Source organism: Nocardioides iriomotensis (assembly GCF_004168035.1).
Taxonomy (GTDB): Bacteria; Actinomycetota; Actinomycetes; order Propionibacteriales; family Nocardioidaceae; genus Nocardioides_B; species Nocardioides_B iriomotensis.
This window is the reverse complement of sequence record NZ_SDPU01000026.1, coordinates 1-11,966: the sequence shown is the minus strand read 5'-3', so window position 1 is coordinate 11,966 and position 11,966 is coordinate 1. Positions and strand designations below refer to the sequence as shown.

13 protein-coding genes are annotated in these 11,966 nt (G+C 71.3%); 12 read left to right on the top strand and 1 reads right to left on the bottom strand.

The window, feature by feature from the left end; translation table 11 throughout:
- From ETU37_RS14540 to ETU37_RS14485, 12 genes are all read left to right on the top strand, one after another.
- The coding region (locus ETU37_RS14540) for a beta/alpha barrel domain-containing protein (RefSeq protein ID WP_476703573.1) at positions 1 to 325 on the top strand (325 nt) is incomplete at its 5' end.
- A gap of 12 nt (positions 326 to 337) precedes the next feature.
- Positions 338 to 907, top strand: a complete 570-nt coding sequence (locus ETU37_RS14535; protein WP_129988074.1) for a DUF6891 domain-containing protein — start codon at positions 338 to 340, stop codon at positions 905 to 907.
- Entirely contained in the window at positions 904 to 1,551 is a 648-nt protein-coding gene (gene pdxT, locus ETU37_RS14530; protein WP_129988073.1) for a pyridoxal 5'-phosphate synthase glutaminase subunit PdxT, read from the top strand. The genes ETU37_RS14535 and pdxT overlap by 4 nt, the downstream gene beginning before the upstream one ends.
- A 10-nt stretch (positions 1,552 to 1,561) precedes the next feature.
- On the top strand, positions 1,562 to 2,326 hold the full coding sequence (locus tag ETU37_RS14525; protein WP_129988072.1) for a YebC/PmpR family DNA-binding transcriptional regulator: 765 nt from the start codon (positions 1,562 to 1,564) through the stop codon (positions 2,324 to 2,326).
- 123 nt (positions 2,327 to 2,449) lie between these two features.
- Positions 2,450 to 2,980 (top strand): crossover junction endodeoxyribonuclease RuvC, encoded by a 531-nt coding sequence (ruvC, locus tag ETU37_RS14520; protein WP_129988071.1) that lies wholly within the window; start codon positions 2,450 to 2,452, stop codon positions 2,978 to 2,980.
- Positions 2,977 to 3,591, top strand: a complete 615-nt coding sequence (gene ruvA, locus ETU37_RS14515; protein WP_129988070.1) for a Holliday junction branch migration protein RuvA — start codon at positions 2,977 to 2,979, stop codon at positions 3,589 to 3,591. The genes ruvC and ruvA overlap by 4 nt, the downstream gene beginning before the upstream one ends.
- A 59-nt stretch (positions 3,592 to 3,650) precedes the next feature.
- Positions 3,651 to 4,682, top strand: a complete 1,032-nt coding sequence (ruvB, locus tag ETU37_RS14510; RefSeq protein WP_420819111.1) for a Holliday junction branch migration DNA helicase RuvB — start codon at positions 3,651 to 3,653, stop codon at positions 4,680 to 4,682.
- Between the two features lie 199 nt (positions 4,683 to 4,881).
- Complete coding sequence (gene yajC, locus ETU37_RS14505; RefSeq protein ID WP_129988069.1) at positions 4,882 to 5,217, top strand: preprotein translocase subunit YajC; 336 nt, start codon at positions 4,882 to 4,884, stop codon at positions 5,215 to 5,217.
- A gap of 45 nt (positions 5,218 to 5,262) precedes the next feature.
- The gene (secD, locus tag ETU37_RS14500; protein ID WP_129988068.1) at positions 5,263 to 7,041 is read left to right on the top strand and encodes a protein translocase subunit SecD; all 1,779 of its coding nucleotides are present in this window, start codon (positions 5,263 to 5,265) and stop codon (positions 7,039 to 7,041) included.
- The gene (secF, locus tag ETU37_RS14495) at positions 7,041 to 8,306 is read left to right on the top strand and encodes a protein translocase subunit SecF (protein WP_129988067.1); all 1,266 of its coding nucleotides are present in this window, start codon (positions 7,041 to 7,043) and stop codon (positions 8,304 to 8,306) included. The genes secD and secF overlap by 1 nt, the downstream gene beginning before the upstream one ends.
- Positions 8,307 to 8,314: 8 nt before the next feature.
- Positions 8,315 to 8,854: an adenine phosphoribosyltransferase gene (locus ETU37_RS14490; RefSeq protein WP_129988066.1), complete on the top strand. Its 540-nt coding sequence runs from the start codon at positions 8,315 to 8,317 to the stop codon at positions 8,852 to 8,854.
- Positions 8,855 to 9,032: 178 nt separating this feature from the next.
- Positions 9,033 to 11,270, top strand: a complete 2,238-nt coding sequence (locus tag ETU37_RS14485) for a RelA/SpoT family protein (RefSeq protein WP_129988075.1) — start codon at positions 9,033 to 9,035, stop codon at positions 11,268 to 11,270.
- Between the two features lie 10 nt (positions 11,271 to 11,280).
- Here the strand turns inward: ETU37_RS14485 and ETU37_RS14480 are convergent.
- Positions 11,281 to 11,966, bottom strand: a 686-nt coding sequence (locus ETU37_RS14480) for a hypothetical protein (RefSeq protein WP_206053950.1), incomplete at its 5' end; no start/stop codon positions are given.

Sequence of the window (11,966 nt, the reverse complement as noted above, 5' to 3'; positions counted from 1 at the left end):
GGAGCTGCAGGCGCCGTACGTGCTGGTCAAGGAGGTCGCCGAGTCCGGGAAGCTGCCGGTGGTGCTGTTCACCGCCGGCGGGATCGCGACTCCGGCGGACGCGGCGATGATGATGCAGCTCGGTGCGGAGGGTGTGTTCGTCGGGTCCGGGATCTTCAAGTCCGGCAACCCGGCGCAGCGGGCCGAGGCGATCGTCAAGGCCACCACGTTCTTCGACGACCCCGATGTGGTCGCCAAGGTCTCCCGCGGTCTGGGCGAGGCGATGGTGGGGATCAACGTCGAGGAGATCCCGGAGCCGCACCGGCTGGCCGAACGCGGCTGGTGAGCGGGCGCACCCATGGCTGACCAGGCTCTCGCCGAGCAGCACGTCCGCGAGTTCGCGCGCGCCAGCGTGCGCGCCGGTCTGCTCGACACGGACGCCGTCCGCGACGAGGTGCGCCAGGCCATCGAGGTCGAGCTGCCTGCCCGTGCCGCGGAGTCGACCGACCTCGCCGCCGCCTGGGTCGACGAGGCCCGCGAGGAGCTCCGCGCCGACCAGCAGGGCTGGCCCGAGGCGACCGACTACGAGCGGCTCCAGTCCGCGTTCGCCGAGATCGAGCTGCTCGACGTCGTCGTCCTGCAGGGCTGCGACGACCACTGGTCGGCCAAGGCGGTGCTCGACGAGCGCGCGGCCGCCGGCTCGCCGCCGCGTGGCATCGCCTGGTTCACGCCGTCCGACGTCTGGCACGCCGTCGACGAGGGGATGCTCGAGGTCAACCTCTGGCACGGCGACACCGCCAACGCCGCTCCCGGCGACGCGCTGCTCGACGCGGTGATCGGCATCCTCGAGAAGCACGGCCTCGCCGCCCACTTCGACGAGGGCCGCATCGAGGTCGACGCGCACTGGCACAAGCGGCTGGCGTCATGACCGAGACCCCGCTCGTAGGGGTGCTGGCGCTGCAGGGCGACGTGCGCGAGCACCAGGCGATGCTGGAGCGCTCGGGCGCCCGCACGCTCGCCGTACGGCGTCCGACGGAGCTGGCCGAGGTCGACGGGATCGTCATCCCCGGCGGCGAGTCGACGACCATGTCCAAGCTCGCCCGGACCTTCGAGATCCTCGACCCGCTGCGCGAGGCGGTGCACGGCGGCGGACTCCCGGCGTTCGGCACCTGCGCGGGCATGATCATGCTCGCCGAGCACATCGAGGGCGGCGTCACCGGCCAGGAGACGGTCGGCGGGATCGACGTGGTGGTGCGGCGCAACGCCTTCGGCCGGCAGGTCGACTCGTTCGAGGCGGACCTCGACGTGGCCGGCTTCGACGCCAAGTTCCACGCCATGTTCATCCGCGCGCCGTGGGTGGAGAAGGTCGGCCAGTCGGTCGAGGTCGTGGCCCGCGTCGCGGGCGTGCGCGGCGGGGTGCGTCCGGAGGCCGTGGGTAGGATCGTCGCGGTTCGGCAGGGGAGCCTGCTCGCCACGTCGTTCCACCCCGAGATCACCGGGGACCACCGGATCCACGGCCTGTTCGTCGACATGGTCCGGGCGGCCCGGGAGCAGTCCAGCAAGCGGAAGTAGAGGCACAGTCATGTCCGGCCACTCCAAATGGGCGACCACGAAGCACAAGAAGGCCGTGATCGACGCCCGGCGCGGCAAGCTCTTCGCCAAGCTGATCAAGAACATCGAGGTCGCGGCGAGGCAGGGCGGTGGCGATCCCGCCGGCAACCCCACGCTGTACGACGCCATCCAGAAGGCCAAGAAGACGTCGGTCCCCAACGACAACATCGACCGGGCGGTCAAGCGCGGCTCAGGCGCCGAGGCCGGCGGGGCCGACTACCAGACGATCATGTACGAGGGCTACGGCCCCAACGGCGTCGCGATGCTCATCGAGTGCCTCACCGACAACAGGAACCGCGCCGCGATGGAGGTCCGCACCGCCACCAGCCGCAACGGCGGGTCGCTCGCCGACCCCGGCTCGGTGTCCTACCTCTTCAACCGCAAGGGCGTCGTGATCGTCCCGAAGGCGCAGGAGGGCAAGGAGGTCGGCGAGGACGACGTCCTCGAGGCCACCCTCGACGCGGGGGCCGAGGAGGTCAACGACCTCGGCGAGTCCTTCGAGGTGATCAGCGAGGCGACCGACCTCGTAGCCGTGCGCACGGCACTCCAGGCGGCCGGCGTCGACTACGACTCCGCCGAGGCGTCGTTCGTCCCGTCGATGAACGTCGAGCTCGACGCCGACGGCGCGGGCAAGGTGTTCCGGCTCGTCGAGGCGCTCGAGGACCTCGACGACGTGCAGAACGTCTACGCCAACTTCGACGTCTCCGACGACGTGATGGCCACGCTCGACGCCTGAGGGCTCACCCGACGAGTCACTTTCGCGGCGACACGCCGCCCACGGGGCGGAGCTGGTGGCCCCTCGCCGGATAGCCTCGTCCGAACACACGTTCGGACGGGACTGTCGACGAGAGGTGGCGGCATGCGCGTGCTCGGGATCGACCCGGGTCTGACCCGCTGCGGCCTCGGCGTGGTCGAGGGCTCCGTGGGCCGCCCGCTGTCCCTCGTGGGCGTCGGGGTCGTGCGCACGCCCGCCGACGCGCCCCTCGCGCAGCGCCTGGTGGCGATCGAGCAGGGCATCGAGGCCTGGCTCGACGAGCACCGGCCCGACGCCGTCGCGGTCGAGCGGGTGTTCAGCCAGCACAACGTCCGCACCGTGATGGGTACGGCGCAGGCCTCCGGGATCGCGCTGGTCGCGGCCGCCCGGCGCGGCCTGCCCGTCGCCCTGCACACGCCGAGCGAGGTCAAGGCCGCCGTGAGCGGCAGCGGACGGGCCGACAAGGCCCAGGTCGGCGCCATGGTGACCCGGCTGCTCAGGCTGACCGAGACCCCCAAGCCGGCCGACGCCGCCGACGCGCTGGCCCTGGCGATCTGCCACATCTGGCGCGGGGGCGCCCAGTCCCGCATCGACGCCGCGCTGGCCGCGGCCGGCACCGGAAGGACCCGCCCGTGATCGCGTTCGTCAGCGGCGAGGTGGCCGCGCTCACCCTCACCTCCGCCGTCCTCCAGGTCGGCGGCGTGGGGCTCGAGCTGCACTGCACCCCGCACACCCTCGCGACGCTGCGCGTGGGGGAGAAGGCCACACTGCCCACGAGCATGGTGGTGCGCGAGGAGTCGCTGACCTTGTTCGGGTTCGTCGACGACGACGAGAAGTCGGTGTTCGAGCTGCTGCAGACAGCCAGCGGCGTCGGGCCCAAGCTGGCCCAGGCGATGCTCGCCGTGCACAGCCCCGACGAGCTCCGTCGGGCCGTCACCAGCGAGGACGTCAAGACGCTGACCACCGTGCCCGGCATCGGCCAGAAGGGTGCCCAGCGGATCATCCTCGAGCTCAAGGACCGCATCGGCGTCCCCACCGGCGTCGCGCCGCAGCGCGTCAACGGCGCTCCCGTGGCTGACGACGCCTGGCGGGGTCAGGTCCACGCGGGCCTCGTCGGGCTCGGCTGGTCGGCCAAGGAGGCCGACAAGGCCGTCGACGCCGTCGCGCCGCAGGCTGCCGACGGCTCCGGAGCGCCCGACGTCGCGGCGCTGCTCCGCGCGGCCCTCCGCACGCTGAGCAAGGCCTGACCGTGACCAGCCCCGAAGACCTCGAGGCGGCCGAGATCGCCTATGCCGAGTCGCGCGCCCTGGTGGCCGCCGAGGCCGAGGGGGACGAGCGCGCCGTCGAGGCGGCGCTCCGTCCCCGCACGCTCGCCGAGGTCGTCGGTCAGGAGCGCGTCCGCGAGCAGCTCGCGCTGGTCCTCGAGGCCGCGCGCGGACGCGGCCGCGCCCCCGACCATGTGCTGCTCTCCGGGCCGCCCGGCCTCGGCAAGACCACGCTGGCGATGATCATCGCCGCCGAGATGCAGAGCCCGCTGCGGCTCACCTCGGGCCCGGCGATCACCCACGCCGGCGACCTCGCCGCGATCCTCTCCGGGATGAACGACGGCGACGTCCTCTTCGTCGACGAGATCCACCGGATGTCGCGCCCCGCCGAGGAGATGCTCTACATGGCGATGGAGGACTTCCGGGTCGACGTCGTCATCGGCAAGGGGCCCGGCGCGACCGCGATCCCGCTCGAGATCCCGCCGTTCACCCTCGTGGGCGCGACCACCCGGGCCGGCCTGCTGCCCGGTCCGTTGCGCGACCGGTTCGGCTTCACCGCCCACCTGGAGTTCTACGAGCCCGCGGAGCTCGAGCTGATCGTGCGCCGCTCGGCCGGCCTGCTCGACGTGCACCTCACCGACGAGGGCGCCGGTGAGATCGCCTCCCGCTCGCGTGGCACGCCCCGCATCGCCAACCGGCTGCTCCGCCGGGTCCGCGACTACGCCCAGGTCCGCGCCGACGGGGTCGTCACCCTCGACATCGCGCACCGCGCGCTCGACCTCTACGAGGTCGACCAGTCCGGGCTCGACCGCCTCGACCGGGCCGTGCTCGACGCGCTGTGCCGCCGGTTCGGCGGGGGACCGGTCGGGGTCAGCACCCTCGCGGTGGCCGTCGGCGAGGAGCGGGAGACCGTGGAGGAGGTCGCCGAGCCGTTCCTGGTGCGCTCCGGCTTCCTCGCCCGCACCCCCCGGGGCCGGGTCGCGACCCCGGCGGCCTGGCAGCACCTCGGGCTCACCCCGCCGCCCGACGGCGGCTCGCCGTACGCCGACGCGTCGCTGTTCGACACCGACTGACCCCGGCTGGCCCTGTCCGGACCCGTCCGGCGGAACTCCCGGGCCCGTCCGGGAGTTGCCTGATCGTGACCCGCGGGACTCCGCCCGTGTCGTAGCCGTCACACCGAGACGGTTAGACTCCTCTGTCGGCCCGGCCCGCCTCTCGGGGACCGCGGGTCCGTGACATGCCCGCGTGCAACGCCATCGCTAGGAGAGTTCCGTGAGTGGTTGGGAGTCCATCCTCCCGTTCGTCCTGATCGTCGTGGTCTTCTGGTTCCTGGTCGTGCGGCCCGCCCGCAACCAGCAGAAGCGCCTCGCGGCCACTCAGGCCAGCGCCGAGGTCGGGGCGGAGGTGATGCTCGGGTCGGGCATCTACGGCACGGTGGTCGGCGTCGGAGACGACACCTTCGAGGTCCAGGTGGCCCCGGGCACGTCGATCAAGGTGGCCAAGCAGGCCGTCGTGCGCGTCGTCGAGCCGGCGCCCGAGCCGGAGGACAGCGCGCCCGAGATCGAGCGCACCGACGACGACGCCCCCCCGGCGGACCAAGACCGCTAGGCGCCCGGCCGCACCCGGCCGCGTCAGCATCAAGGAGCATTTGCAGTGGCGAAGAACGCGTCCCGCCCAGGGCGCCGGCTCATCGTGTTCGCGATCCTGATCGCGGCGATGTACGGCGGAATCGCACTCCAGGGCGTCTGGGCCCCCAAGCTGGGCCTCGACCTCCAGGGCGGCACCCGGATCACGCTTGAGGCCAGCACGGCCACCGGCGACGAGATCACCCCGGAGAAGATGGAGGAGGCCCGCGGGATCATCGACCAGCGGGTCAACGGCCAGGGTGTGGCCGAGGCCGAGGTGGCGGTCCAGGGCAACCGCAACATCGTGGTCGAGATCCCCGGCGAGCGCCGTACCGACCTCGTGGACGACGTGTCGCAGACCGCTCAGCTGCGCTTCCGCCTCGTTGCGCTCGCCGCACCGGGTCAGGCCCAGCCCAAGCCGAGCGAGCAGCCCAGCGGCAGCCCGAGCGAGCAGCCCAGCGGCAGCCCGAGCCCGAAGCCGACCAAGAAGCCCTCCGACGGGGCGTCGCCCCGCAACCGGGCACTGTCGAGCGGCCTCGTCGCCGCCGACCAGAAGGCCGGCAGCAAGAAGGACGGCAAGAAGAACGACGGCAAGGGCGGCAAGGGCGGCAACGCCTCCGACCAGCCGTCGCCGTCCGCGGAGCCCGCGCCGCAGGAGGGCCTGCCCGGCACCACGCCGGAGGGCGCGCCGGTGGACCAGCCGCTGAAGTGGCAGGACAACCCGGGCGACGAGTGGATCCAGAAGTTCAGCACGTTCTCCTGCGACGACAAGCCGATGCCGGACCAGAGGGACCAGCCGCTCATCGCCTGTGACGAGGACGGCAACAAGTACCTCCTCTCCGCCTCGATGATCCAGGGCACCCAGCTCACCGGCGCCGAGGCCGGCATCCCGCAGCAGCAGGTGCAGTGGGTTGTCAACCTGACCTTCGACAAGACCGCCCGCGAGACCTTCGCCAACGTCACCCGCCAGATCGTCAACGCCAGCAGCCCGCTCACCGGGCAGCAGAAGCAGTTCGCGATCGTGCTCGACGGCAAGGTGCTCAGCGCCCCGGTCGTCAACGGCGTGATCCCCAACGGCCGCGCCGAGATCTCCGGTGACTTCAACCAGGAGTCCGCGCAGTCGCTGGCCAACAGCCTCAAGTACGGCGCGCTGCCGCTGACGTTCACCGCACCCGCCGTGACCGAGGAGGGCCCGACCCTCGCGGCCGACCAGCTCTCCGCCGGTCTGCTCGCGGGCGCGATCGGCCTCGGCCTGGTGCTGATCTACTGCATGCTCTACTACCGCGGCCTCGGCATCGTGGTCGTCGCGTCGCTGGGCGTCGCCGCGATCGTGACGTTCGGGGTGATCCTGGCGATGAGCCAGGCGGTGAACTTCACGCTCACCCTGCCGGGCATCGCCGGACTGATCGTGGGTGTCGGCATCACCGCCGACTCGTTCATCGTCTACTTCGAACGCATCCGGGACGAGATGCGCGAGGGCAAGTCCATGCGCGTCGCCGTCGAGGTCGGCTGGGTCCGCGCCCGGGCCACCTGCCTGGCGGCCGACGCGGTGTCGCTGCTCGCGGCGGTCGTGCTCTACATCTTCGCGATCGGCGTCGTGAAGGGCTTCGCGTTCGCACTTGGCATCACGACCCTGATCGACCTCGCGGTGTTCTTCCTCTTCACCAAGCCGATGGTGACGTGGCTGGCGAAGTTCACCTTCTTCAACTCCGGCCACAAGTGGTCCGGCCTGTCACCGGAGACGATCGGCATCGACTACATCGCCGGCGCCAAGCCGCGCACGTCGGCCGCAGGAGGTAACGCCTGATGGGCAAGATGTCCCGCCTCGGTCAGCACCTGTACGACGGGTCCGTCTCGATCGACTTCGTCGGCAAGCGCCGCCTCTGGTACCTCATCTCGGCGGCCATCGTCGCCGTCGCACTCAGTGGCCTGTTCTGGAAGGGCCTCAACCTCGGCATCGAGTTCGAGGGCGGCGTCGAGTACCGCGTCACCGTCTCGAGCAGCCGGGTCAGCGACGACCTCGCCGCGACGATCCGCGAGGCCGTCGCCCAGACCGCCGAGGACGAGGGGATCCCCGCGGCCGCGTCGCCGGTCGCGAACACCTCCGGCGACAGCAACATCCGCGTGCAGACCGAGCCGCTCACCAACGACCAGGCCACGGTCATCAACCGGTCGATCCAGGAGGCCGCCGGCGTCACCGCCGACGACATCAGCCAGGACGCCATCGGCGCGACCTGGGGCGCCGCGGTCGCCGACCGGGCGCTGCTCGGCCTCGGTGTCTTCCTCGTCCTCGTGGTGCTCTTCATCTGGGCGTACTTCCGCGAGTGGAAGATGTCGGTCGGTGGTCTGGTCGCGTTGTTCCACGACGTGATCATCACCGTCGGCGTCTACGCACTCTCGGGCTTCGAGGTCACCCCGGCGACCGTCACGGGCATCCTGACCATCCTCGGTTTCTCGCTCTACGACACGGTCGTCGTGTTCGACAAGGTGCGTGAGAACACCAAGAACCTCGCGCGGACGCACCAGACCTACGCGCAGGCGGCCAACCTGGCGGTCAACCAGACGCTGGTCCGGTCGATCAACACCTCGATCGTGGCGCTGCTCCCCGTGGGCGCGCTGCTCTACGTCGGTGTGGTGACCCTCGGTTCCGGTGCGCTCAAGGACCTCGCCCTCGCGCTGTTCGTCGGCATGGCGGCGGGTCTCTACTCCTCGGTGTTCATCGCGACGCCGCTGGTCGTCCAGCTCAAGGAGATGGAGCCGGGCGTCAAGGCCGGCGACGCCCGCGCGATCCGGCACAACAAGCGCAAGGAGGCGGACCGCTACGCGGCCGTGCCGACCTTCACCGAGGACATGCCGGTGTACGACGAGCCGGGCGAGCGCTCGACGCGGCCGGTCCCCGACGACGTCGACGGCCCGGGCAGCGACACCGAGCGCGGCGTCGGGCAGACCCAGCCCAACCGCAGCCGCTACACCGCGGGGGAGCGCCCCGCTGGCCGGCCGGTGAGCCCGTCGGCGTCGTCGAAGCGGGCGCAGCCCGAGCGGAAGCCCCGCTCCCAGCGCGGCAAGAAGTGACCCGAGGGATGACCGACGTCGGGGCGCACCTCGACCGGCTGATCCGCGACGTGCCCGATTTCCCGGAGCCGGGCGTGGTGTTCAAGGACATCACGCCGCTGCTCGCCGACCACGACGCGTTCACCACCGTCGTGCAGGCGCTGGCCGACGTCGGCCGCGACGAGCACGGCGCCCCGGTCGTCGACAAGGTCGTCGGGATGGAGGCGCGCGGCTTCATCCTCGCCGCGCCGGTCGCGCTGGCCCTCGGCGCCGGGTTCGTCCCGGTCCGCAAGGCCGGCAAGCTGCCCGGGCCGACTCACGCCGTCTCCTACGCGCTGGAGTACGGCGAGGCGACGCTCGAGGTGCACCAGGACGCCTTCGACGACGGCGAGCGGGTGCTGCTCGTCGACGACGTGCTCGCCACCGGTGGCACCGCCGCGGCGACCCGGGAGCTGGTCGAGCGGTGCGGCGCGACGGTCACCGCGCTCGCCGTACTCATGGAGCTGTCGTTCCTCCCCGGACGCGCCGCCGTGGGCGATCTTCCGCTGCACAGTCTCAAGACGGTCTGACCGGCTGGACCTCCCCCCTAGACTGGAGGTTCCGGCCGGCGGGAGGAGGGCAGCCATCACCGAGAAGAGCGGCGTGGTGCAGTCCTCGGTCGAGCCCGAGGACCAGCAGGAGCAGCCTGCCCAGCAGCAGGAACAGACCGAGAGCCCGGTCCCCAGCGGACCGCCGTCCGGGCGGCGCATGCGCGCCCGCCTGGCCCGCATGGCGACCAAGAACCAGCCCGGCAACCCGGTCCTCGAGCCGCTCTTCCGCGCCGTCCGCGCCAGCCACCCCAAGGCCGACCTGGCCCTGCTCGAGCGGGCGTACATCACGGCCGAGAAGCACCACGCCTCGCAGACCCGCAAGTCCGGCGACCCCTACATCACGCACCCGCTCGCGGTGGCCACGATCCTCGCCGACATCGGCATGACCGAGCCGACGCTCGTCGCGGCGCTGCTCCACGACACGGTCGAGGACACGCCGTACACCCTCGACGAGCTCCGCCGCGACTTCGGCGACGAGGTCGCGGCGCTCGTCGACGGCGTCACCAAGCTCGACAAGGTCAAGTACGGCGACAGCGCCCAGGCCGAGACCATCCGCAAGATGATCGTGGCGATGAGCCGCGACATCCGGGTGCTCGTCATCAAGCTCGCCGACCGGCTGCACAACATGCGCACGCTGCGCTACCTCAAGCAGGAGAAGCAGGAGCGGATCGCCCGCGAGACGCTCGAGATCTTCGCGCCACTGGCCCACCGACTGGGCATGAACACCCTCAAGTGGGAGCTCGAGGACCTCGCCTTCGCGACCCTGCACCCGAAGATGTACGACGAGATCGTCCGGCTCGTCGCCGAGCGGGCGCCCTCGCGCGACTCGTTCCTGGCCCAGGTCATCGAGCAGGTCGAGGGCGACCTGCGCGACGCCAAGATCAAGGCGGTCGTGACCGGGCGGCCCAAGCACTACTACTCGATCTACCAGAAGATGATCGTCCGGGGCCGCGAGTTCTCCGACATCTACGACCTCGTCGGCATCCGGATCCTCGTCGACTCCGACCGCGACTGCTACGCCGTCCTGGGTGTGCTGCACAGCCGCTGGAACCCCGTGCCCGGCCGGTTCAAGGACTACGTCGCGATGCCGAAGTTCAACATGTACCAGTCGCTGCACACGACGGTCATCGGGATCCAGGGCAAGCCGGTCGAGCTGCAGATCCGCACCTTCTCGATGCACCGCCGCGCGGAGTACGGCGTCGCGGCGCACTGGAAGTACAAGGAGTCGTTCTCCGCCGCCACCGACAGCCGCGAGACGCCGGACACCTCCAACGCCGACATGGCCTGGGTCCGCCAGCTGCTCGACTGGCAGCACGAGACCGAGGACCCGGGGGAGTTCCTCGAGTCGCTCCGCTTCGAGATCAACTCGGCCGAGGTCTACGTCTTCACCCCGCGCGGCGACGTGATCGCCCTGCCGACCGGGTCGACCTCCGTCGACTTCGCCTACGCCATCCACACCGAGGTCGGGCACCGCACGATCGGCGCCCGGGTCAACGGTCGGCTGGTACCCCTGGAGTCCAAGCTCGACAACGGCGACGTGGTCGAGGTGTTCACCTCCAAGGCTCCCAACGCCGGCCCGAGCCGCGACTGGCTCGGCTTCGTGAAGTCCCCACGGGCGCGCAACAAGATCCGGCAGTGGTTCACCAAGGAGCGCCGCGAGGAGGCCATCGAGCAGGGCAAGGACCAGATCGCCCGGCTCATGCGCAAGGAGGGCATGCCGCTCAAGCGCGTGCTGACTCACGAGTCGCTCGGCACGGTCGCCGCCGAGCTCCGCCTCGCGGACGTGTCCGCGCTGTACGCCGCCGTCGGTGAGGGCAACCTCGGCGCGCAGACCGTCGTCCGCCGGGTCATCGACCTGTTCGGCGGCGAGGAGGGCGCGGCCGAGGACCTCGCCGAGGGCGTCCAGATCACCAGCGCCCGCTCGCGGGCCAAGGCCGGCTCCGGCGGCGACGCCGGCGTCATCGTCAAGGGCCTCTCCGACGTGTGGGTCAAGCTCGCGAAGTGCTGCACCCCGGTGCCCGGCGACGACATCCTCGGCTTCGTCACGCGCGGCGCCGGCGTCTCGATCCACCGCGCCGACTGCACCAACGCCTCCAGCCTCAACGCCCAGCCCGAGCGGCTCGTCGACGTCGAGTGGGCGCCGACCGCGCAGTCGATGTTCCTGGTCAACATCCAGGTCGAGGCCCTCGACCGGGCCCGGCTGCTCTCGGACATCACCAAGGTGCTCTCCGACGTGCACGTGAACATCCTCGCCGCGTCACTGAACACCTCCCGCGACCGGATCGCCAAGTCCCGGTTCACCTTCGAGATGGCCGACCCCAAGCACCTCGGCCACGTGCTCAAGGCCGTCCGCTCCGTCGACGGCGTCTTCGACGCCTACCGCGTCACCCAGTAGCCCGCGGGGCTCACGACAGCACGTTCACGGCGCGGGCGACGACCAGGCCGAGGACGGCGAGCGAGATGCTCGACTGCAGGCCCATCGCGGCCTTGGCCCAGGGCGCGAACGGCATGACGTCCGTGGGGCTGAAGGCCATCGAGGTGGTGAGCCCGAGGTAGAGGTAGTCGATGAACCTCGGTCGCCACCCCCGCGGCGCCAGCTCGGGGTTCAGCTGCTGCGGGAAGGCCAGGTCGACGGGCCCGGACCCGCCGCGGGCACGCGCGAGCTCCCCGCCCCCGTCGACGAGCCAGTACAGCAGCGCGAAGGCCACCACGTTGGTCAACCAGACGATGCCTCCCGCGGTGAGCAGCTCCGTCGCGGAGTTGGTCGCCTGGCCGCCCTCGATGAGTGCCGTCACCAGCAGGCCGGTCGCCAGCAGCGCGTCCGCCACCAGGACGGCGACGATCCCCATCGCCAGGCCGCGCAGCAGGCCGGCTCGCCGGCTCAGCCGTCGTGGTCGGTTGGCGGCCACCGCGAAGATCAGGATCACCTCGCCGGCGGGCAGCACCCATGCCGGGAGCACCAGCAGCTCCCGCGGCCGCAGCAGCGACAGCACCATCACGGTGACGATCGCGGCGAGGATGGGCCACAGGGCGTCGTCGGGGAGGCTCACCGGGTCGGACCGGTCATCCTTCGCGGTGTCCGACACCGGGT